Source organism: Spiribacter vilamensis, assembly GCF_004217415.1.
Lineage (GTDB): Bacteria > Pseudomonadota > Gammaproteobacteria > Nitrococcales > Nitrococcaceae > Spiribacter > Spiribacter vilamensis.
In genome coordinates this window covers 181,918-202,787 of the sequence record NZ_SHLI01000001.1, presented here as the reverse complement: position 1 = coordinate 202,787, position 20,870 = coordinate 181,918, and the positions used below count along the sequence as shown (strand labels likewise).

Here is a 20,870-nt window from a genome sequence, read left to right as displayed (position 1 = left end):
TTCATATCCTACCCGTCGCCCCACGCCGGGGCAAAAACCGGTCCGGCCGGCGGCCCCGGCAACCCGAACCGCAGTGGATACCGCACACCCACGAGATATAGACCCGGCGCCGGCGCCGTAATTCCCGCGCGACGGCGGTCCCGCGCCGCGAGAACGTCACTCACCCACTCGACCGGCCGCTCACCGGTCCCCACCGCCATCAGTGTCCCCACGATATTGCGGACCATATGATGCAGGAAGGCGTTCGCCCGGATATCCACCATGATCACCCCCCGGTATCGCATGACCGTCAACGCATCAACGCGGCGAATCGGATGATGGGCCTGACACGCCGAAGCGCGGAAGCTACTGAAGTCATGCTCGCCAGTCAGCGACTCGGCGGCCTGCTGCATGGGTACGGTCTCCAGGGCTCGGAAGGTCCAGCCAACGCGATCGCGCAACAGCACCGGCCGCTCGGGGCTGTCGATGAGAAGATACCGATACACCCGCGAGGTAGCACTGCGTCGGGCATCGAAATCGTCCCCGGGATAGGCGATCCAGCGCACTCCGATATTATCCGGCAGGTGCGTATTGACACCCTTGACCCAGGCACGGTCGGGGCGGTTCGCGTCGGTATCGAAATGAACCACCTGCTCGCAGGCATGCACACCGGCATCGGTCCGCCCCGCCGCCACGGTGTCGATCGGGTGGCGGGCGATCGCACCCAGGGCCTTGTCGAGGTGCCCCTGAACAGAGTCGGCATGGTGCTGACGCTGCCAGCCGCTGTAGGCGGCGCCGTCATACTCGACGCCGATTGCGAGACGGGTCATGCCTGAAACAGCGGGTAGTCCGGTGACAGTCTCCGCCCCTGGATCGCGACCCGCTGCCAGCGCTCGTCCTCGGGATCGTTGATCTGCGCCTGCAGGACATGGGCCTCGGACTCGAAGCCGATCCGATCGTCCTGCATGGCCAGCACGTCAAGGAGCTTGACTCGCAGGTCGATGCTGTCCGGCTCCTCTCCCAGGGCCTCGTCGAGGATCGACTGTGCCCCCTCGAGCTGCCCGTAGGCGATTAATTCGCTCGCCCGTGAGAGCGGATCCTCGGGCGCATCGTCGAGTGGTCGCACCCGGGTCTCATTGAGCGATGGCTGCCAGTGCGAGGGCATGGCGGCGGCCGCTGCCTGCCGGGCGCGTCGCCGTTGTCGCATCCGGAACAGGATCAGCAGCAGCACGAACGCTGTCACCCCCAGCGTCCACTGTGCCCAGGGCATCCTGAGTGTGGAATGCGGGTTGTCGATGGCGGCTCGTGCCTGATCGACCAGCCACGCTTTGACCATCGCGGCCGTTACATTGTCGGCAGCCTCTTCCGTAGGAACGGCGGCGGTCGGCGCGGAAGCGGTCGGACGCGACGCCGATGTGGACTGCTCGAGGAGCCCCTCCAGCCGCAGAACATCCGACTGGAGCTGTAACAGCGTCGCCTGGAGGGAGCGGTTCTGCGCGCTCAAAGATTCATTGGACGTCTCGAGACGGTCCAGTTGTGACTTCAAGGGCGCCAGCGCCTCACTGACCGCTTGACTCCGCTCTGCCACCGCGTCCGCCGGCAGTAGCTCCAGCATAGGGCGAACATCGCCGGAGGGCTCAGCGGACTCTGTCGGCTCCGGGGGCGGCGCGGATTCGGATATTGAAGTCGGTCCCGTCTCCACCACTGACCGCTGGTCTGTCTGCCAGGCCCTTTGCTGGGCCAGCACGCGCTGGGTGGCCGTCGATTCATCCGGGAATCCGAGCGCTTCGCCACGCGGCACCGTCAGAAAGGCATCGCGTTGAAGCGCATTGACGTTGTTAGCATTGAAGCTGGCGCGGTTCTCGGCCAGCAGCGAGAGCATCATCTGATTGTTGGTGACCGCCCGGGGGCGCAGCTGCTCGGCAATACTGTAGAGCGTATCGTTGCGCCGGGTCGGACCGTAACGCGCGCTCGACGATGCCCTGCCCTGTAACGCCGTCCCGTCGCTTTCCACCTGGTAACGGCGCAGGATCTGCCCCTCCGGCCAGCGCAGCCGCACCAGGAACTCGAGCGTTGCCCCGGCCTCTGCCAGCCCCGGTGGATTGGCGGTCATCACCTCAATCCTGTCCGGTGCCGATTCGCTCCGTCTCAGCGCCAGCGTCGTCGGCAACGCTGCCGGGTTGATACCGGCCTCGGCATGCGCGCGTTCGCTGGCAAGGCCGACCTCGAGCCGGTTAACCGCAACGGCTTCGGTATCAGAAATCGCCAGGGTGCCCGACAGCGGTGCCCCGGGCGCCGAGTCCAGTTGCAAGTCGCCCAGTTCCAGCGCCCGCGCCGATGGCAGGGCCACCAGCAACAGGGCGCTCAGGACGACCGCACGCCACATCAGTTCTCCACCAGTAACCGAAGCATTCGCCGAAGCGGCTCGGCGGCCCCCCACAGCAGCTGGTCCCCCACGGTGAAGGCGGACAGATACTCGCCTCCCATCGCGAGCTTGCGCAGCCGGCCAATCGGGATATCCAGCCCACCGCTCACCGCCGCCGGTGTCAGCTGCCGTTGACTGGCCGCCGGCTCGTTGGGTACGACGCTTACCCAGTCATTGGCCTCGGCCAGCATCGCCTCGATATCGGCGAGCGGGACATCCCGGCGCAGCTTGATCGTTAGTGCCTGGGCGTGCGAGCGCATCGCCCCGATCCGGACACAGAGCCCGTCGATGGGCAGCGGATTGGTATGACGACCGAGGATCTTGTTGGTCTCGACGCCCGCTTTCCACTCCTCCCGGCTCTGACCGCTGTCCATGGGCTGGTCAATCCACGGGATGAGACTGCCGGCCAATGGCACGCCGAAGTGATCGGCGGGATAGTCCTCGCTTCGCAGCGCCGCGCTGACATCGCGATCGATATCGAGAATCGCGCCAGAGGGGTCGTCGAGTCGACTGCCCGCGGCATCATGCAGGTAGCCCATCTGCCGCAGGAGCTCACGCATGTGCTGCGCGCCGGAGCCCGAGGCGGCCTGGTAGGTCATCGGCGCAATCCACTCGACGAGGTCATGTTCCAGCAACCCGCCAATGGCCATGAGCATCAGACTGACCGTGCAGTTGCCACCGACGAAGGTCCGAACGCCGTCGCTGAGCCCCTGGCGGATAACACTGGCATTGACCGGATCCAGCACGATGATGCTGTCATCGGCCATACGCAGCGTCGAGGCGGCATCGATCCAGTAGCCGCGCCAGCCGGCCCGGCGCAGATCGTCATAAACGGCACCGGTGTAATCGCCGCCCTGGCAGGTAACGATGATGTCCATCTCCGCGAGCGCCTCGAGCGAATGGGCATCGCGAAGCTCGGCAACCGGCTTGCCGACATCCGGTCCCGGGCGGCCGGTCTGGGATGTGGAGAAAAAGACCGGCTCGATATCGGCAAAGTCATGCTCGTGGCGCATGCGATCCATGAGCACCGAGCCGACCATGCCGCGCCAGCCGACGAAACCTACCTTATGCATGGTTACCCCCAGAAAGAATCGAATGTGTCGCTAGCGATACAGGGCATTGATGACGGCGTCACCCATCGCCCGGGTCCCGAGCGCCCGTTTCGGGTCGGCGGCAAGATCGGCCGTTCGCTGCCCGGCGGCGAGCACGCTGCCGACCGCCTGCTCGATGCGGTCAGCGAGCGCACCTTCGTTCAGGCTGTAGCGCAGCAGCATAGCCACCGAAAGCAGAGTCGCCAGCGGGTTGGCGACGCCCTGGCCCGCAATATCCGGCGCGGATCCGTGGACGGGTTCGTAGAGCCCTCGGCCCGCTGCATCGAGCGAGGCGGATGGCAGCATGCCGATCGAGCCGGTCAGCATCGCCGCGCAGTCCGACAGCACGTCGCCGAAGAGATTACCGGTGACAATGACATCGAACTGTTTGGGGTCGCGCACCAGCTGCATCGCCGCGTTATCGACATAGAGATGACTGAGTTCGACGTCGGGATAGTCCGGGGCGATGGATGTCATCACCTCGCGCCAGAGCTCGCTGGATTCGAGCACGTTGGCCTTGTCCACCGAGCATAACCGGCCACCGCGTTGCATCGCCGCCCGGAACGCGGTGCGACCGATGCGCTCGATCTCGTCGGCTCCGTAGACCAGTGTGTTGAAGCCCTCGCGAATCCCGTCGTCGCGCGTTCTCAACCCGCGTGGCTGACCGAAATAAATCCCCCCGGTCAGTTCGCGGACAATCAGGATATCAAGCCCGGCCACGACCTCCGGGCGCAGCGACGAGGCGTCCACCAGCTCCGGGAAGAGTATCGCCGGGCGCAGATTGGCGAACAGACCCAGCGTCGAGCGGATGTTGAGCAGTCCCGTTTCCGGGCGCTTGTCCCGGGATAACCCATCCCACTGGGGACCGCCGACGGCTCCCAGCAATATCGCATCGGCGGCCTCGGCAAGCCGCCGCGTAGAGGTCGGGAACGGCTCGCCCTCCGCGTCAACGGCGCACCCGCCCAGATGGGCATATTCAAGCGTGGCATCCAGCCCGAAGTCGCTGATCAGGGCCTGCAGAAGCCGATCGGCTTCGGCAACAATCTCGGGGCCGATATGATCCCCCGGCAGCATCAGGATCCGGTGGGTCATGTCGGCTCCACGTCGGCGAACAGCCAGGGCGTAACCTGGCGCTGACGCTGCTCGTAGGCACGAATCTCTTCCGCATGCTTGAGGGTGACCCCGATCTCGTCGAGCCCCTCCACCAGCATGTGCTTGCGGTGGGGATCGATCTCGAATTCGTGCCGGGTGCCATCCGGCGTTGTCACCGACTGCGATGGCAGATCGACCGTGAGTGAATAACCCGGTTGCGCCCAGGTCGCCTCGAACAACGCCTGCACCGTCTCGGCCGGCAGCGTGAGGGGGAGGATCCCGTTCTTCGAGCAGTTATTGTAGAAGATATCGGCGAAGCTCGGTGCGATGAGCACCCGAAAGCCGAAGTCCGCCAGCGCCCAGGGCGCATGCTCGCGCGATGAGCCACAGCCGAAGTTGGCGCGGGTCAGCAGGATGCTGGCGCCCCCGTAGCGGGACTGGTTGAGCACGAAATCGTGGTTGATCGGGCGATCGCTGCAGTCCTGTCCCGGTTGTCCCTCGTCGAGGTAGCGCCACTCGTCGAACAGGTTCGGGCCAAACCCCGTCCGATGGATCGACTTGAGAAACTGCTTGGGGATGATCGCGTCGGTATCGACGTTGGACCGGTCGAGCGGCGCGACCAGGCCGTTGACTCGGGTGAGTGGTTCCATCGCCTACTGCTCCAGCTCTCTGATGTCGACAAAATGCCCGGCAACAGCCACCGCCGCCGCCATTTCGGGGCTCACTAGATGGGTTCGGCCACCACCGCCCTGACGCCCCTCGAAATTCCGGTTCGAGGTCGAGGCACAGCGTTCGCCCGGGCTGAGTCGATCGGGATTCATGCCCAGACACATCGAGCAGCCGGCATCACGCCATTCGAACCCGGCGGCCTTGAACACCTGATCGAGCCCCTCCTGTTCGGCCTGCCATTTCACCAGCCCCGACCCGGGCACCACCATGGCCTCGCGAATCCCCCGGGCGAGCCGCTTGCCGCGGAGGATTCGGGCCGCGGCCCGCAGATCCTCGATGCGGGCATTGGTGCAGGAGCCAATGAAGATTTTCTCCGGGCGGATCTCGCGGATCGGTGTCCCGGCCTTGAGCCCCATGTATTCCAGTGCCCGCTCCATGCCGGCACGCCGGGTCTCGTCGGGCTCCGCGGCCGGATCGGGCACGACCCCGTCCACCGGGACGACCATCTCCGGCGAGGTGCCCCAGGACACCTGGGGCTTGATCTCGGCGGCATCCAGTGTCACGACCCGGTCGAACTCGGCGTCTTCATCGCTCACCAGCGCCCGCCAGTACGCCTCGGCCTGGTCCCACATCTCGCCTTTCGGCGCATAGGGGCGGTCGCGAAGGTATTCAATGGTGGTGTCGTCCACTGCCACCATGCCGCAGCGCGCTCCCGCTTCGATGGACATGTTGCAGATCGTCATCCGCCCGGACATGGGCAGGGCGCGGATCGCCTCGCCACCGTATTCCACGGCATAGCCGGTGCCACCGGCGGTGCCGATCTTGCCGATAATCGCAAGCATGATGTCCTTGGCGGTCACACCGGGCCCCGGCCGGCCATCCACGCGGATCAGCATGCGCTTCGAGCGCGCCTGCACCACGGTCTGTGTCGCCAGCGCATGCTCGACCTCGGAGGTGCCGATACCGAAGGCAAGTGCGCCCAGCGCGCCGTGCGTCGAGGTGTGCGAGTCGCCACAGACCACGGTCATACCGGGCTGCGTAGCGCCCTGTTCCGGACCGATGATATGCACGATGCCCTGTCGCCGGTCCATCAGCCCGAACTGGGTGATGCCGTATTCGCGGCAGTTGCGACCGAGTGTCTCGACCTGCAGCGCGGAGATGGGATCGGCGATGCCGTTGGCACGGTTGGTGGTCGGGACATTGTGATCGACCACGGCGAGGTTGGCATTGACCCGCCACAGGGGCCGTTCGGCAAGCCGCAGCCCCTCGAATGCCTGCGGCGAGGTGACCTCGTGGACCAGCTGCCGATCGATGTAGAGCAGCGCCGTCCCGTCACCATTATCGCGAACGATGTGGGCATCCCAGAGCTTGTCGTAGAGGGTTTTACCGCTCATCAAATCCTCTCATGCAGCCGTGACAACTGTGTCCTAAGCGCAGTATACGCGCCCGGCTCGCACCGGTTAAGCGTGCGACGGATACAGTCGGGACCGGGCAGGGACGACCATCGCGGCCGTCACCGCGGCCAGCGCGGCGAACCCCGCCGCCAGGTAGAAGGTCTGCGAGCCGCCGGCCGTATCCCATAGACTGCCGGCCACGAAGCTGCCGAGGGCGACGCCGGCGCCAAAGGTCATGCTGCTGTAGATCGCCTGGCCACGGCCCTGCAGGCTTCCGGTGAAATAGCGATGAATCAGTGAGATGGCCGCCACGTGATAGACGCCGAAGGTCGCGGCGTGGAGAAGCTGGGCCAGTCCCTGGGCGGCGACCAGCTCGGGGAAGCGGGCGACCAGCGTCCAGCGCACCACCCCCAGGGCCATCGCGATGGTCAGCAGCCGGCGTGGCCCGAACCGGGGCAGCCAGCGCGGCATCAGCAGAAACACCCCGATCTCGGCAGTCAGCGCGATGGCCCAGAGCATACCGATGGCCGTCGCGCTGTAGCCGTGGTCTTGCAGGTAGATGCTGTAGAACGCGTAAAAGGGACCATGGCTGGCCTGGAGCAGGAAACAGGCGATCAACAGACCGAAGACCGGCGGTTGACGCAGGACCGCCAACAGCCCGCCCGCGTCGCTGGTGCGATCGTCCTGGCCAGCCTGTGGGACCGACAGACTCACCAGCGCCAGGAAGACAAACAGCCCGATCAGCACCAGTGGCACGATCTCCACACCAAGCCGGTCGATGCCCTCGCCCACCCCCAGCACCGAGACCATGAAGCCGACAGTTCCCCAAACGCGGATACGGGGATAGCGATGTGTCTGGTTGACCAGGTGATTCATGGTGTTGGCTTCGAACTGTGGCATCGCCGCATGCCAGAAGAAGCTGAAACCGATCATCACGAACGCCATCCAGGCAAAGCCGCCACCCGGCAGGAGCACACCGGAGAAGGCGATCAGCGCCATGACGCAGGCCATCCGTATAATGACGATCCGCTGGCCGGTATGGTCCGCCACCCAGGCCCAGAGATTGGGCGCGATGATCTTGGTGCCATGGAGCAGCGCGATCAGCGTACCGATCGCCGCCGCGTCGAAGCCCCGCGCCTTGAGGTAGGGCCCCCAGTAGGGCGAGAGCACGCCCAGCACCCCGAAGAATGCCAGGTAGAACGCCGACAGCCGGACAAAGGGGAGCGCCGCGCCCACGACCGCCATTCAGTCGTCGACGCGGGCCGGGATCACGGGCGTGCCCGAGTCGACGTCCGCATTCTGGCCGCGATGTCGCAGATAATGATCCATGAGGACCAGCGCCAGCATCGCCTCGGCGATCGGCGTCGCCCGAATCCCCACGCAGGGGTCGTGGCGCCCCGTGGTGACCACTTCCCGGGGATCGCCATGGATATCGACCGAGCGCCCCGGGATGCGGATGCTGGATGTCGGCTTCAGGGCCATGCGGGCCACCACATCCTGGCCGGTGGAGATGCCCCCGAGCGTGCCGCCGGCGTTGTTGGAGAGGAAACCCTCGGGGGTGATCTCGTCCCGATGCTCGGTACCCATCTGCGCGGCACTGGCAAACCCGGCTCCGATCTCGACGCCCCGGACCGCATTGATGCTCATCAGCGCATGAGCAATGTCGGCATCAAGCCGATCGAACACCGGCTCCCCCAGTCCCGGCGGGACGTTACGGGCCATCACACCCACCGATGCGCCCACGGAATCGCCCGACTTGCGCAGCTCATCCATATAGGCCTCGAGCTCGGGAAGGCGATCCGGCTGGCCGCAGAAAAACGGGTTGGTATCGACGCTCGCCCAGTCTTCGAGTTCGAGCTGAATGGGACCGAGCTGGCTCAACCATCCGCGGATCTCGATACCCAGGCGCTCGAGGAGGTATTTGCGGGCGATACCGCCGGCGGCAACCCGCACCGCTGTCTCACGGGCCGATGAACGACCACCGCCACGGTAGTCCCGAGTGCCGTATTTCTGCCAGTAACTGTAATCGGCATGTCCGGGGCGGAACAGCTCGCTGATTTTCGAATAATCCTTCGAGCGCTGATCCATATTCTCGATGAGCAGACCAATCGGCGCCCCGGTGGTCCGACCCTCGAACACCCCCGAGAGGATGCGGACCTCGTCGCCCTCACGGCGCTGCGAGGTGTGCCGGGAGGTCCCCGGCTTACGCCGGTCGAGATCGCCCTGCAGATCCGCTTCGTTAATCGCCAGGCCGGGCGGACAGCCATCGACTACCGCTCCGAGGGCGGGGCCGTGGCTCTCGCCGAACGTGGTCACCGTAAACAGTCGGCCAAAGGTATTTCCGGACATCTCCGTCACTCGTCTCCATCAAAGGGGCAATTCAGCGGGCGGTGAAGGCGCTCCGCAACGTACTGGCATCAACGGCGAAGACGCCCTGCCCGCCGCGTTCAAACTCCAGCCAGGTCACCGGCAGCTCGGGGAAGGCGGCCTCAAAGGTGTCCGCACCATGGCCGATCTCGACGATCAGCATGCCCTGGTCGGTAAGCCGCTCCGCAGCCTGCGGGAGCAGCCGCCGGACGGCATCCAGGCCATCGTTGCCCGCCGCCAGGGCATCCCGCGGTTCATGCCGGTACTCGGGCGGCAGCGCCGCCATCGCCGCTGCGTCCACATAGGGCGGGTTGGTAACGATCAGGTCAAGCACCGGTTCCGGGGCAATGGCGTCGAGCAGGTCCGAATCCTGCACGTGGACACGCTCGGCCACACCATGACGGGCCGCGTTGTCGCTCGCCCGCACGAGCGCCGCCGGCGCGTTATCCAGCGCATCGACCTCGACCTCGGGGAGCGCAAGCGCGGCGGCGATCGCGATACAGCCACTGCCGGTCCCGACATCGGCAATACGCGCCAGTCGATCAGGATCCACCCAGGGCGCAAACCCCGATTCGATGAGTTCGGCGATGGGTGAACGCGGGATGAGCACCTGTTCATCGACACCGAAGGCAAGCCCGCAGAACCAGGCCTCGCCGAGAATATAGGGTACCGGGCGGCGCTGCGTGACACGCTGATCGATACGCTCGAACAGCAGCGCGCGCTCGTCCGCTGTCAGCGCGCAGCCGAAATAGACCGAGTGTAGATCAGGGGGCAGATGCAGCGACCCCAGAACCAGTGCTGCGGCCTCATCAAGCGCATTGTCCGTGCCATGTCCGTAATGCAGGCCGGCTACCTGGAAACGACTGGCGGACCAGCGGATGAAGTCGCCCAGCGTGTGCAGCGCATCGGTTGAAGATCGGGTCATGTATCTAGTCTATCAGGCTCGCCAGGTCATGAAGGCCGCCGGAAATGGCATAATGGACGACATGATGGCCAGACAGAAATTCCGACTGTTCGCGCTGGTGGCGGTGGTCGCCGCGGTGATTGCCGGTGTCGTTACGGCATTCTGGCCGCAAGCGGAGACCGGGTCCGGCGCGGACAGCGGCGATGCCGTGGGCACGGTCCTGCCAGAGGCCCGCGAGCTGCCGTCCGTAACGCTCACCAACGATGAAGGCGAACGCTGGACGAATGCGGCGCTCGAAGGTGAGTGGCAATACCTGTTCTTTGGCTTCACGAACTGCCCGGATGTCTGTCCACTGACGCTCGCAACGCTCGCCGGAGCACTGGACCGTCTCGATGAGTCGGACGCGGAGGTCATTCCGGAGGTGGTCTTCGTCAGCGTCGATCCACAGCGCGACAAACCGGCCGCCATCAAGACCTACCTCGAGCACTTCCACGATGACTTCATCGGGGTAACCGGCGAGCGCGCCGCCATTGACCGGCTAACCGGCGCGCTCGGCATCAGCTACAAGCTCCACGAACCGGACAGCAACGGCGATTACGCCGTCGATCACAGTGCGGCCATTCTGCTGATCGATCCCCGGGGACGCCTGCGGGCGCTCTGGCAGCCGCCCCACGGCCGCGATGTCCTGGCGGACGAGTTCCGTCAGATCCGCCAGCAGTTCCCGACCGGATAGCACGCAATGATCTCCAGGCTCTTCCGTTACCTCGTCACCCTGCTCCCGCAGCATGCCATTTCCCGCGTGGTCCATCGACTCGCGCGCTGGCGCTGGCGCCCCTGGAAGAACCTTCTGATCAAGGGGTTCACGCGCGCCTACGGCGTGGATCGTGGCGAGGCCGCGGCGAGCGAGAGCAACGCCTACGTCAGCTTCAACGCGTTTTTCACCCGGCCGCTGGCCCCCGGCGTCCGCCCCCTCGCCGATACCAGAGGCGCCATGATCAGCCCGGTCGACGGGGTGATCAGTCAGCATGGTGCCGTGAGCAACGGGCGGTTGATCCAGGCCAAGCGCCAGGATTACAGCGTCGCCGAGCTGCTGGGCGGTGACGAGCAACTGGCGCGAGCCTTTCGCGACGGACACTTCGCGACGCTATATCTCTCGCCCCGGGACTATCACCGCGTGCACATGCCGATCGCCGGATCGCTGGTGCGAATGCTCCACGTCCCCGGCCGGCTTTTCGGCGTCTCCCGGCCGCTGGTTCGCCATGTCCCGCGACTGTTCGCCCGCAACGAAAGGGTGATCGGCCTCTTCGATACCGAGCACGGTCCGATGGCGATGGTGCTGGTCGGAGCGATCGGGGTCGGTAGCATCGAGACGGCCTGGGCCGGCGAAATAACACCGCCGCGCGGGCATCGCATCCGTAACTGGGATTACCGGCACGACTCGCTCACGCTTGAGGCCGGCGAGGAAATGGGCCGTTTCAACCTGGGCTCGACCGTGATCCTGCTGTTCGCCGACACCGCACTGCAATGGGCAAACGCGATTGCCGAGGATCAGCCCGTTCGCATGGGCCAGGCACTGGCCTATTTCGATATAGCGGCATCGCCCTCAGGCGCGCAGCCAGGGGAAGGCGAGCACGCCGGCGAGTGACTCCACCCCCGCGGCGATCGCAAACAGACGATCCAGACCCATCGCCACACCGGCGCAGTCGGGCAGCCCCGCCGTCATGGCCGCCAGCAGCCGTTCATCCATCGCCATGACGGCCTGACCCGCCGCTCGACGCGCGGCCTGATCGGCCTCGAATCGATCGCGCTGCGCCACCGCATCGGTCAACTCCCGAAACCCGTTGGCGATCTCGACACCCTGCACGAACAGTTCGAAACGCTCGGCCACGCTTGGATCCGTCGGATCGAGCCTCGCCAGGACCGCCTGGTCCGCCGGATAATGGGTAATAAAGCAACGCTCAGGTAGATGCGACGTCACGACCTGGCTGAACAGCCAGTCGAGCAGGTCTCGGCGCGAGAGCCCCGCCGGCACGGGACGGGCGGAGGGATTAGCAGCGGCCGCCGCCGCTAATCGGGCTTCGCTCGCGGTCAATGGATCCGGCAGACCCGCAGCAATGAACGAAGATTGATAGGTCAGGCGAGCGGTCTGACCGGCGCCGAGAACGCATGCGGTCAATTGTTCGACCTCGTCCATCATGGCATCGGCAGAGAAACCGACGCGGTACCACTCAAGCAGCGTGAACTCGGGATTGTGCCAACGCCCCTGCTCCCCTGCACGAAAGGCCGGCGTGATCTGGTAGCAGTCACCGATGCCGGCGGCGAGGAGTCGCTTCATGGCGTACTCGGGCGAGGGCTGAAGCCAGCGTTCGGTGGTCGATTCCTGTAGGCATTCGACCTGCGGGTCAGTGACGCCGGCCGCGGCCAGCACCGGGGTCTCGACCTCGATCACGCCCCGCTCGTGGAAAAACCGTCGCAGTCCAGCCAACCACTCCGCCCGCTGCCGGAGGACCGCGAGGGATGCCGCCGGCGCCCACTCCGAATCGGACTCCACCGAGAGATCAGTCCTTGGCGCGGGAGACGTACTCGCCGGTTCGGGTATCGACCTTGAGGACCTCACCTTCCTGGATGAACAGCGGCACCTGGACTACCGCGCCGGTCTCGAGGGTCGCGGGCTTGCTGCCACCACTGCTGGTATCGCCCTTCATGCCCGGATCGGTCTGCGTAACGGCGAGCGTGACATGCGGCGGTGGCTCCACAGAGAGCGGCTCCCCGTTATAGAGCGTAACGTTGCAGGTGTCCTGCTCCTTGAGCCATTTGCCGTTATTACCCAGCGCCGCATCGGGGGCGGCATGCTGCTCGAACGTCTCCGGCGCCATGAAGTAGTAGAACTCGCCGTCGTTGTAGAGGAACTGCATCTCCGTTTCCATCACGTCGGCGGCTTCAACGCTCTCTCCCGACTTGAAGGTCCGGTCAATCACCTTGCCGGTCTTGAGGTTGCGCACCTTCACCCGGTTAAATGCCTGACCCTTGCCGGGTTTGACGAACTCGTTCTCGACAATCGAATAGGGCTCGCCATCGAGCAGTAGCTTGAGGCCCGACTTGAACTGGTTGGTGCTATAAGTCGCCATTGGTTCTCCATTGCGCTGGCTGCCGCGTCCTGCACGGCGAACAGCGCTGCATGCTAACGGAAAAGACAAAGGGATTACACATGAGCGTAGCGCCCTGGCAGCGGGAGTGGCGGGACGCCATCCGCAACCCGGCAAGCCTGCTCGAGCGGCTGGGGCTGGATGCCTCGCTGCTGGCGCCGGCAAAACGGGCCGATCAGCTGTTCGGGCTGCGGGTGCCCGAGGCGTTCCTGGAGCGGATGGAACCGGGTAACCCCGCCGACCCGCTGCTGCGACAGGTCCTGCCGGTGGATGCGGAGGCCAGCGACACGCCGGGTTTCGCCGACGACCCGGTCGGCGACCACGCGAGCCTCGCCAATGGCGGCGTTATCCATAAATATCGGGGTCGGGCCCTGCTGATCGCCACTGGCGCCTGCGCCATCAACTGTCGTTACTGTTTCCGTCGCCATTTCCCCTACGCCGACGCCAGCGCCAGCAAAGGTCAGTGGGCGGAAGCACTCGACTACCTGGGCGGTGATTCATCGATCAGCGAGGTCATCCTCAGCGGTGGCGACCCCCTCAGCCTCAACGACCGCCGCCTCGGCGAGCTGAGCGAAGGGCTGGTCGCGATCCCGCATCTGCGCCGAATCCGCGTGCACAGCCGCATGCCGGTCGTACTGCCGAGCCGGATCGACGACTCGCTCATCGGCTGGCTGGCCGGGACCCGGCTGACGCCGGTGATGGTCATCCACGCCAATCATCCACATGAACTCGACGCACGCGTTGCCGAGGCCCTGCAACGGCTCGCCCGCCACGGCGTCCGGCTCTACAACCAGGCCGTACTGCTTCGCGGAGTCAATGACGACGCGCAGACACTGGGTGAGCTGGGTGAACGCCTGTTCGAGATCGGCGTCCAGCCCTACTACCTCCATCTGCTCGACCGCGTTCGCGGCGCGGCGCATTTCGAGGTGGACGAGCGCGAGGCCGGCGAGCTGATGCGGGCGCTGGCGGCGGTCACTCCGGGTTACATGCTGCCGCGGCTGGTCCGGGAGGTGGCTGGTGAGCCGTGGAAGGTACCGATTCAGTGGGCAACCGGAGACGGGAGTTAGAGCGGGTTTGGTGCCAGCGCCGATTCCGTCTCATTTCGCCGGGCTCATAAGAGACGCAGGGCAGATAAGTATCCGAGATCATACCGATAGGCGTCTCAAAATCGCCCGGAGAAACAAGACGGAATCGGCGATCCGGCGCGAGCAACAGATCATGGCGCAGGCGCGAAATGTGCCGCCACTATGTGCATAGACATGAAAAGGCGCCCGGTTTCACTGTCGAGTAGCTCGAATCCGCGTCGCGTGATTGTCGGGCCGGGTTAGTCGTCCGCGACCAGTTCCCGGCGCGCCTGGATCGCCCGCATTGCATCGCCCTTTTTTCAATCAGAGACTTTTTCGGGTCTTTCGTCTCCGGAGTGGCTCGACTGCCGAGTCCGTCTTGTTCCGCCGGGCGATTTTGAGACGCCTATCGGTATGATCTCCGATCCGGACCCACTGAGCGTCTCTCATGAGCCCGGCGGAACAAGACGGAATCGGCAGCACCCTATCCCCGCCGTAATGCCTCGATCCGCGCCTCAATCGGCGGATGCGACATGAAATAGCGCTTGAACCCCCCGCGTGCGATACGCCCGGAGATCCCGAAGGCCTCCATCTGATCCGGCAGGTCATCTGCCGGCGAGACGCCGCCCAGGCGCTGTAAGGCAGCAATCATTTTCTCACGACCCGCCAGATCGGCCGCGCCGGCGTCCGCACGGAATTCGCGCTGGCGGGAGAACCACATGACGATCACCGAGGCGAGCACCGCGAGCATGATCTCGGCGACGATGGTCGTGACCCAGAACCCGATGCCGTGACCGCGCTCGTTTTTCAGGATCACGCGGTCGACGAAATGACCGATTACGCGGGCGAAGAAGATTACGAATGTATTCACCACGCCCTGGATGAGGGCAAGCGTAATCATATCGCCGTTCTGGACGTGCATGACCTCATGGGCGAGCACCGCCTCCGCCTCATCAGCGCTCATTGTCTCGAGCAGACCGCTGCTCACCGCCACCAGGGCATTGTTCCGGCTCATCCCCGTTGCAAAGGCGTTCACCTGTGGCGAGTCGTAAATCCCGACCTCGGGCATACCGACACCGGCGGTCGTGGCCTGACGCTTGACGGTTTCCACCAGCCACCGTTCCCGGGCATTCGATGGCTTGTCGATCGCGCGGACACCCATTGCCTTCTTGGCCATCCACTTCGAGATTGCCAGCGACAGGAAGCTGCCGCCCATGCCGAAGACGGCGGCGAAGATGAGCAGTGCACCGTAATCAAGCGCGCCGCCATCGGCCTCGAGCAGACGATCGACGCCCAGTAGCCGGAGGACTGTTCCCAACACCAGGATGATGGCGATGTTGGTGCCGAGGAAAAGCAGCACGCGTTTCATGTCACGCTCCTGTTGATCGCGGCGAAAGACCATCGACGCGCTGGAAACCCCGTGGCAGTGACCGACCCCGGCGCCCGCGCTCCCCCTCGTAGGCTGCTAGGTCGGCGGGCTTGAGCGTGAGTGTGCGCTTGCCCGCTGCGACCACCAGCGGCTCATCAGCCCGCAGCGGACACACCCCCACGACTTTTTCACCGCTCTCCTTCCGGGCGGCGGCGGTGATGTCGATCAGCTTGTTGCCCTTTCCCCGCGACATTTCGGGCAGCTGTGCGAGCGGGAACACCAATAGCCGACCGGCGCTGGTGGCCACCGCCACCCGACTGGCATTGGCGGGCAGCATGACCGGTGCCAGTATATCGCTGTTCGCGGGCCGATTGATGATGGCCTTGCCGGCCTTCTGTCGGGCCTGTAGCGACTGCACCCGGGTCACGAACCCGTAACCGCCGTCGGATGCAAGGAGCACGCCCTCCTCCGGATCAGCGCACAGGACGTGCACGAAATATGCCCCCTCCGGTGGCTGCAGTCGGCCGGTGAGGGGCTCGCCCTGTCCCCTTGCCGATGGCAGGGAGTGGGCGGGAACGCTGTAACTGCGGCCGTGGGTATCGAGGAACACGGCCAGCTGATTGCTACGCCCGGCAGCCGCCGCGGCAAATCCGTCACCGGCACGATAGGAGAGCTTTTCGGGATCGACCTCGTGGCCCTTGGCGGTGCGTGCCCAGCCCTTGCGCGAGAGCACGACCGTTACCGGCTCGGTCGGGGCGAGTTCGCTCTCACTCAGCGCCCGCGCACTACTGCGGGTCACCATGACCGATCGACGTTCATCGCCATAGGTATCGGCATCGGCCTGGAGCTCGGTCTGGATCAGCCGGGTCATGCGGGTCTCCGAGCCCAGCGTTTCCCGGAGCTGGTCACGCTCGGTCGCCAGCTCGTCCTGCTCACCACGGATCTTCATTTCCTCGAGCCGGGCGAGGTGGCGCAGTCGCAGCTCCAGGATCGCCTCGGCCTGGGTCTCGGTCAGTCCGAAACGCTCCATCAGCGCCGGCCGGGGCTCATCGGCCTCGCGAATGATGGCGATGACCTCATCGATGTTCAGATAGGCGACCAGCAGGCCTTCGAGTACGTGCAGACGGGCCTCCACCTTCTCGAGGCGCCACTGCAGGCGTCGACGAACGGTATCCCGCCGGTATTCGAGCCATTCCGTCAGCATTTCGCGGAGATTGCGGACACGGGGCCGGCCATCGAGGCCGATGACGTTCAGATTGACCCGGTAGGTCTTCTCCAGATCGGTAGTGGCGAAGACATGCTGCATGACCTCGTCGGCATCCACCCGATTGGAGCGCAGGGTGATGACCAGGCGGGTCGGGTTCTCGTGATCGGACTCGTCACGCAGGTCGTCGACCATGGGCAGCTTGCGCGCCTGCATCTGGGCGGCGATCTGCTCGAGCACCCGGCTACCCGAGACCTGGAAGGGCAGCGCGGTGACGATCACGTCCCGGCCGTCGCGTTCCCAGCGCGCCCGCAGCCGCAGGCCCCCATGACCGGACTCGTAGAGACGCCGGATATCCGCGGCAGGCGTGATGATCTCGGCATCGGTGGGGAAGTCCGGCCCCTGGATGTGCTCACAGAGCGCCTCGACACCGGCATCGGGCTCATCCAGCAGGCGGATGCAGGCCGAGGCCACCTCGCGCAGGTTATGGGGAGGGATATCCGTCGCCATCCCCACCGCGATGCCCGTGCCGCCGTTCAGCAGCACGTTGGGGACACGGGCCGGCAGCGTCACCGGCTCGTCGAGGCTGCCGTCGAAGTTGGGCTGCCAGTCCACTGTCCCCTGCCCCAGCTCCTGGAGCAACAGCCGGGCGTAGGGGGCCAGACGCGCCTCGGTGTAGCGCATCGCCGCGAACGATTTGGGATCGTCCGCCGAGCCCCAGTTGCCCTGTCCATCCACCAGCGGGTAGCGGTAGGAGAAGGGCTGCGCCATCAGCACCATGGCCTCGTAACAGGCCGAGTCGCCATGTGGGTGGTACTTGCCCAGCACGTCACCCACCGTCCGGGCGGACTTCTTGTGCTTCGATACGGCCGACAGGCCGAGCTCGGACATCGCGTAGACAATCCGCCGCTGGACCGGCTTGAGGCCATCGCCGACATGCGGCAGGGCCCGATCGAGGATGACGTACATCGAGTAATCGAGATATGCCTTTTCGGTAAACTCCTGGAGCGGGCGACGCTCGAATCCGTCTGCCGGGGTGGGTTCGGTCATCGTCTCTGCCTGTCCTCTCGTGGATTCATACCAGCACATCCGCAAGGTCGCCCTTGCTCTCCAGCCACGCACGCCGCTTACCCGCGGCGCGCTTGCCGAGCAGCATCGCCATCAGCGCCTCGGTCTCTTCGGGGGCATCAACGGTCAGCTGCACAAGCCGTCGGGTGTCCGGTGCCATGGTTGTCTCGCGGAGCTGCAAGGGGTTCATCTCACCCAGCCCCTTGAAGCGCGTAATCGCCACCTTACCCTTGAGTTTCTCGGCCTCGATCCGGTCGAGGATCCCCTGTCGCTCGTCCTCGTCCAGCGCGTACCAGGTCTGTTTGCCGACATCGACCCGGTAGAGCGGCGGCATTGCCATGAATACATGCCCGGATTTCACCAGAGCCGGGAAGTGGCGCAGGAAAAGGGCGCAGAGCAGCGTCGCGATATGCGCCCCGTCCGGGTCGGCATCCGCCAGGACGCAGACCTTTGCATATCGCAGGCGGGTAAGATCGTCCGATCCGGGCTCGATCCCCAGTGCCACGGCGATATCGTGCACCTCCTGCGAGGCCATCACCTCGGCCGGGTCCACCTCCCAGGTGTTGAGGATCTTGCCACGCAAAGGCATGACCGCCTGGAAGTCGCGATCACGGGCCTGCTTCGCCGAGCCACCGGCGGAATCGCCCTCCACCAGGAAGAGCTCGCTGATCCCCGGATCCTGGTTACTGCAGTCGGCAAGCTTGCCCGGCAGGGCAGGCCCCTGGGTGACCCGCTTGCGGGTGACCTTGCGCGAGGCCCGCAGGCGACGCTGGGCGTTGGCGAGCACCAGCTCCACCAGCCGCTCGGCCTCGGTGGTGTGTTCGTTGAGCCAGAGACTGAAGGCGTCCTTGACCACGCCCGAGACGAAACCGGCACAGGCCCGGGACGACAGCCGCTCCTTGGTCTGCCCCGAGAACTGGGGCTCCTCGAGCTTGACCGATAGCACGTAGGTGACCCGCTCCCAGACATCTTCCGGGGCGATGCGGACGCCCCGTGGCAGCAGATTGCGAAACTCGCAGAACTCCCGCAGCGCCTCGGTCAGGCCGGAGCGCAGGCCATTAACATGCGTCCCGCCCTGCAAAGTGGGAATCAGGTTGACGTAACTCTCCTGCACCGGCTCACCCTGCTCGGGCAGCCAGGCGACGGCCCATTCGACCGCCTCGTGCCGGGCCGAGAACTCGCCGGTAAAGGGCGCCTCCGGAATCTGCGGCACGCCCTCCAGCGTCGTTTCGAGGTAGTCGGCGAGCCCCTTCTCGTAGTGCCACAGCGTCTCCTCGCCACTCGCCTCCTCGACGAGCCGGACCGCGAGTCCCGGGCAGAGTACGGCCTTGGCCCGCAGCACGTGGCGCAGGCGCGGCAGCGAGAAGCGGGCCGAATCGAAGTACTCCGCGTTGGGCCAGAAATGCAGTCGCGTGCCGGTGTTGCGGCGGCCGACCTCACCCACGGCCTCGAGCGGCTGGATCTTCTCGCCATTGGCGAAGGCCATCCGCCACTCCCGGCCATCACGACGGATCGACACGTCGAGGCGCGTCGACAGGGCATTGACCACGGAGACACCCACACCATGCAGCCCGCCGGAAAACTGATAGCTCTCGCGCGAGAATTTGCCGCCGGCGTGGAGCCGACCGAGGATAATCTCCACCCCGGGCGCGCCCTCCTCGGGGTGCATATCCACGGGCATGCCCCGGCCGTCGTCGGTGACCGACAGCGAGCCATCGCGATACAGCGTCACGTCAATACGCTGGCAATGGCCGGCAATGGCCTCGTCGACGCTGTTGTCGACGACCTCCTGGGCCAGATGATTGGGTCGGGTGGTGTCGGTATACATCCCCGGGCGACGGCGCACCGGGTCGAGGCCGGTCAGGACCTCGATGGCAGCAGAATCGTAGCGTTCACTCATGCCCGGGAGTGTAACGGCTGCCACCCCATCGGGCGAGTGCGTCGGTCGCCGCTGCGCGATAGACTTCGCACCATGAGTGAAAATGACGAAACACCAGACTTCGAAACCTCCCTGCAGACGCTGGAGGCACTGGTCGAGCGAATGGAGCGCGGCGAACTGACGCTGGAGCAGTCGCTACAGTGCTTTGAGCAGGGGATCCGCCTGACCCGCGAATGCCAGAAGGCACTATCGGAAGCGGAGCAGCGGGTGGAGATCCTCACCGGCAAGGATGCGGAGGCGGAGCCAACACCCTTCGAAGGGACCGACGATGGCCAGCCTGAGTGACTCGCTGACACAGGCCCGGGCCCGCGTCGAGGCGGTCCTGGATCAGGCACTGCCCGATGCCACGCTGGCGCCGGAGCGCCTGCATGAGGCGATGCGCTACGCGGCCCTCGCACCGGGCAAGCGCCTGCGCCCGTTCCTGGTCTACCAGGCGGGCCTGCTGTTCGATGCGATCGATACCGACCTGGACTCGCCGGCCTGCGCGGTGGAAATGATCCACGCCTATTCGTTGATTCACGACGATCTGCCGGCAATGGATGATGATGACCTGCGACGGGGGCAGCCGACCTGTCACCGCGCGTTCGACGAGTCGACCGCGATACTCGCGGGCGACGCCTTGCAAACGCTGGCGTTCCAGCGCATTGCGGAGACAGGCCCCGCCAATGCCGAGCGCCGCATCCGCATGATCGCGACTCTCGCCGAGGCGGTCGGCTCGCGCGGCATGGCCGGCGGTCAGGCGCTGGACCTGGGCGCGGTCAGGCATCGGATCGATGTCACCGAGCTCGAGACCATGCACCGTCACAAGACCGGTGCCCTGATCCTCGCGAGCCTTCGGCTGGGGTCACTCGGCGCCGTCGATGGACCCGATGCAGACCAGCACAGTGCCCTCGATCACTACGGCCAGTGCATCGGCCTCGCCTTCCAGGTCCAGGACGACATCCTCGACGTAACCGGTGACAGCCGTGATACGGGCAAGGCCCGCGGCGCCGACGCAAGGCGCGAGAAACCGACCTATCCGGGGCTGATGGGGCTCGAGGCATCACAGCGGTTCGCCCGGCATCTACGCGACGAGGCCATTCAGGCCATGGAGACCTTCGGCCCCCGTGCCGACACCCTGCGCTCGCTCGCCGACTACATCATCAGCCGCGAGCGCTGA

Annotated in this window: 19 protein-coding genes; 5 read left to right on the top strand and 14 right to left on the bottom strand. The window is 65.5% G+C overall.

The annotated features are described in order from the left end of the window. Positions 1-8: 8 nt before the first annotated feature. The 9 genes from truA to prmB all read right to left on the bottom strand — a co-directional run bounded on the left by truA (position 9) and on the right by prmB (position 9,942). Positions 9-809, bottom strand: coding sequence for a tRNA pseudouridine(38-40) synthase TruA (gene truA / locus EV698_RS01105; RefSeq protein WP_130502338.1), 801 nt, complete (start codon positions 807-809; stop codon positions 9-11). Continuing rightward, a complete protein-coding gene (locus EV698_RS01100) occupies positions 806-2,365 on the bottom strand; it encodes a type IV pilus assembly protein FimV (protein WP_130502337.1) in 1,560 nt (519 codons plus the stop codon). Before EV698_RS01100 ends, truA begins: the two co-directional genes overlap by 4 nt. After that, positions 2,365-3,477 carry an aspartate-semialdehyde dehydrogenase gene (asd, locus tag EV698_RS01095; RefSeq protein WP_130502336.1) on the bottom strand — a complete coding sequence of 371 codons (1,113 nt, stop codon included), beginning with the start codon at positions 3,475-3,477 and terminating at the stop codon, positions 2,365-2,367. Before asd (EV698_RS01095) ends, EV698_RS01100 begins: the two co-directional genes overlap by 1 nt. 30 nt (positions 3,478-3,507) lie before the next feature. Next, on the bottom strand, positions 3,508-4,587 hold the full coding sequence (gene leuB / locus EV698_RS01090) for a 3-isopropylmalate dehydrogenase (RefSeq protein WP_130502335.1): 1,080 nt from the start codon (positions 4,585-4,587) through the stop codon (positions 3,508-3,510). Continuing rightward, positions 4,584-5,237 (bottom strand): 3-isopropylmalate dehydratase small subunit, encoded by a 654-nt coding sequence (gene leuD, locus EV698_RS01085; protein ID WP_130502334.1) that lies wholly within the window; start codon positions 5,235-5,237, stop codon positions 4,584-4,586. Before leuD ends, leuB begins: the two co-directional genes overlap by 4 nt. A gap of 3 nt (positions 5,238-5,240) precedes the next feature. Continuing rightward, positions 5,241-6,650, bottom strand: coding sequence for a 3-isopropylmalate dehydratase large subunit (leuC, locus tag EV698_RS01080; RefSeq protein ID WP_130502333.1), 1,410 nt, complete (start codon positions 6,648-6,650; stop codon positions 5,241-5,243). Between the two features lie 66 nt (positions 6,651-6,716). Next, positions 6,717-7,895, bottom strand: a complete 1,179-nt coding sequence (locus EV698_RS01075) for an MFS transporter (protein WP_239016163.1) — start codon at positions 7,893-7,895, stop codon at positions 6,717-6,719. Continuing rightward, on the bottom strand, positions 7,896-8,999 hold the full coding sequence (aroC, locus tag EV698_RS01070; protein ID WP_130502332.1) for a chorismate synthase: 1,104 nt from the start codon (positions 8,997-8,999) through the stop codon (positions 7,896-7,898). 31 nt (positions 9,000-9,030) lie between these two features. Then, positions 9,031-9,942 carry a 50S ribosomal protein L3 N(5)-glutamine methyltransferase gene (gene prmB / locus EV698_RS01065; RefSeq protein ID WP_130502331.1) on the bottom strand — a complete coding sequence of 304 codons (912 nt, stop codon included), beginning with the start codon at positions 9,940-9,942 and terminating at the stop codon, positions 9,031-9,033. Between prmB and EV698_RS01060 the strand changes: the two genes are divergently transcribed. Together EV698_RS01060 and asd (EV698_RS01055) are read left to right on the top strand one after the other, a co-directional pair. Then, entirely contained in the window at positions 9,941-10,654 is a 714-nt protein-coding gene (locus tag EV698_RS01060) for an SCO family protein (RefSeq protein WP_165385678.1), read from the top strand. The genes prmB and EV698_RS01060 overlap by 2 nt on opposite strands. A gap of 6 nt (positions 10,655-10,660) precedes the next feature. Then, entirely contained in the window at positions 10,661-11,566 is a 906-nt protein-coding gene (gene asd, locus EV698_RS01055; RefSeq protein WP_130502329.1) for an archaetidylserine decarboxylase, read from the top strand. On the opposite strand, the gene epmA is transcribed toward asd (EV698_RS01055), so the two are convergent. Both epmA and efp read right to left on the bottom strand, forming a co-directional pair. Further along, positions 11,525-12,472, bottom strand: coding sequence for an EF-P lysine aminoacylase EpmA (gene epmA, locus EV698_RS01050; protein WP_130502328.1), 948 nt, complete (start codon positions 12,470-12,472; stop codon positions 11,525-11,527). The genes asd (EV698_RS01055) and epmA overlap by 42 nt on opposite strands. A gap of 7 nt (positions 12,473-12,479) precedes the next feature. After that, complete coding sequence (gene efp / locus EV698_RS01045) at positions 12,480-13,049, bottom strand: elongation factor P (protein ID WP_130502327.1); 570 nt, start codon at positions 13,047-13,049, stop codon at positions 12,480-12,482. An 80-nt stretch (positions 13,050-13,129) separates the two neighbouring features. On the opposite strand from efp, the gene epmB reads away from it, so the two are divergent. Beyond that, on the top strand, positions 13,130-14,134 hold the full coding sequence (gene epmB, locus EV698_RS01040; protein ID WP_130502326.1) for an EF-P beta-lysylation protein EpmB: 1,005 nt from the start codon (positions 13,130-13,132) through the stop codon (positions 14,132-14,134). Between the two features lie 481 nt (positions 14,135-14,615). Here the strand turns inward: epmB and htpX are convergent, their stop codons facing one another. Genes htpX through parE form a run of 3 tightly spaced genes read right to left on the bottom strand, consistent with a single transcriptional unit; the run spans position 14,616 to position 19,672 of the window. Further along, positions 14,616-15,500 (bottom strand): protease HtpX, encoded by an 885-nt coding sequence (gene htpX, locus EV698_RS01035; RefSeq protein WP_130502325.1) that lies wholly within the window; start codon positions 15,498-15,500, stop codon positions 14,616-14,618. A gap of 1 nt (position 15,501) precedes the next feature. Then, positions 15,502-17,754, bottom strand: coding sequence for a DNA topoisomerase IV subunit A (parC, locus tag EV698_RS01030; protein ID WP_130502324.1), 2,253 nt, complete (start codon positions 17,752-17,754; stop codon positions 15,502-15,504). A 25-nt stretch (positions 17,755-17,779) separates the two neighbouring features. Further along, positions 17,780-19,672: a DNA topoisomerase IV subunit B gene (gene parE, locus EV698_RS01025; RefSeq protein ID WP_130502323.1), complete on the bottom strand. Its 1,893-nt coding sequence runs from the start codon at positions 19,670-19,672 to the stop codon at positions 17,780-17,782. Positions 19,673-19,744: 72 nt separating this feature from the next. Here parE and EV698_RS01020 point away from each other — a divergent pair, with 72 nt between their 5' ends. Together EV698_RS01020 and ispA are read left to right on the top strand one after the other, a co-directional pair. Beyond that, positions 19,745-19,996 (top strand): exodeoxyribonuclease VII small subunit, encoded by a 252-nt coding sequence (locus tag EV698_RS01020; protein ID WP_130502322.1) that lies wholly within the window; start codon positions 19,745-19,747, stop codon positions 19,994-19,996. After that, entirely contained in the window at positions 19,980-20,870 is an 891-nt protein-coding gene (ispA, locus tag EV698_RS01015) for a (2E,6E)-farnesyl diphosphate synthase (protein WP_130502321.1), read from the top strand. Before EV698_RS01020 ends, ispA begins: the two co-directional genes overlap by 17 nt.

Excerpts from the sequence above, each read along its gene's own strand:
- parC (WP_130502324.1), bottom strand. The coding sequence starts at position 17,754 with ATGACCGAACCCACCCCGGCAGACGGATTCGAGCGTCGCCCGCTCCAG.
- EV698_RS01075 (WP_239016163.1), bottom strand. The coding sequence starts at position 7,895 with ATGGCGGTCGTGGGCGCGGCGCTCCCCTTTGTCCGGCTGTCGGCGTTC.
- efp (WP_130502327.1), bottom strand. The coding sequence starts at position 13,049 with ATGGCGACTTATAGCACCAACCAGTTCAAGTCGGGCCTCAAGCTACTG.
- truA (WP_130502338.1), bottom strand. The coding sequence starts at position 809 with ATGACCCGTCTCGCAATCGGCGTCGAGTATGACGGCGCCGCCTACAGC.
- EV698_RS01100 (WP_130502337.1), bottom strand. The coding sequence starts at position 2,365 with ATGTGGCGTGCGGTCGTCCTGAGCGCCCTGTTGCTGGTGGCCCTGCCA.
- leuD (WP_130502334.1), bottom strand. The coding sequence starts at position 5,237 with ATGGAACCACTCACCCGAGTCAACGGCCTGGTCGCGCCGCTCGACCGG.
- htpX (WP_130502325.1), bottom strand. The coding sequence starts at position 15,500 with ATGAAACGCGTGCTGCTTTTCCTCGGCACCAACATCGCCATCATCCTG.
- ispA (WP_130502321.1), top strand. The coding sequence starts at position 19,980 with ATGGCCAGCCTGAGTGACTCGCTGACACAGGCCCGGGCCCGCGTCGAG.
- aroC (WP_130502332.1), bottom strand. The coding sequence starts at position 8,999 with ATGTCCGGAAATACCTTTGGCCGACTGTTTACGGTGACCACGTTCGGC.
- epmB (WP_130502326.1), top strand. The coding sequence starts at position 13,130 with ATGAGCGTAGCGCCCTGGCAGCGGGAGTGGCGGGACGCCATCCGCAAC.
- EV698_RS01020 (WP_130502322.1), top strand. The coding sequence starts at position 19,745 with ATGAGTGAAAATGACGAAACACCAGACTTCGAAACCTCCCTGCAGACG.
- asd (WP_130502336.1), bottom strand. The coding sequence starts at position 3,477 with ATGCATAAGGTAGGTTTCGTCGGCTGGCGCGGCATGGTCGGCTCGGTG.
- asd (WP_130502329.1), top strand. The coding sequence starts at position 10,661 with ATGATCTCCAGGCTCTTCCGTTACCTCGTCACCCTGCTCCCGCAGCAT.
- leuB (WP_130502335.1), bottom strand. The coding sequence starts at position 4,587 with ATGACCCACCGGATCCTGATGCTGCCGGGGGATCATATCGGCCCCGAG.
- leuC (WP_130502333.1), bottom strand. The coding sequence starts at position 6,650 with ATGAGCGGTAAAACCCTCTACGACAAGCTCTGGGATGCCCACATCGTT.
- EV698_RS01060 (WP_165385678.1), top strand. The coding sequence starts at position 9,941 with ATGTATCTAGTCTATCAGGCTCGCCAGGTCATGAAGGCCGCCGGAAAT.
- prmB (WP_130502331.1), bottom strand. The coding sequence starts at position 9,942 with ATGACCCGATCTTCAACCGATGCGCTGCACACGCTGGGCGACTTCATC.
- parE (WP_130502323.1), bottom strand. The coding sequence starts at position 19,672 with ATGAGTGAACGCTACGATTCTGCTGCCATCGAGGTCCTGACCGGCCTC.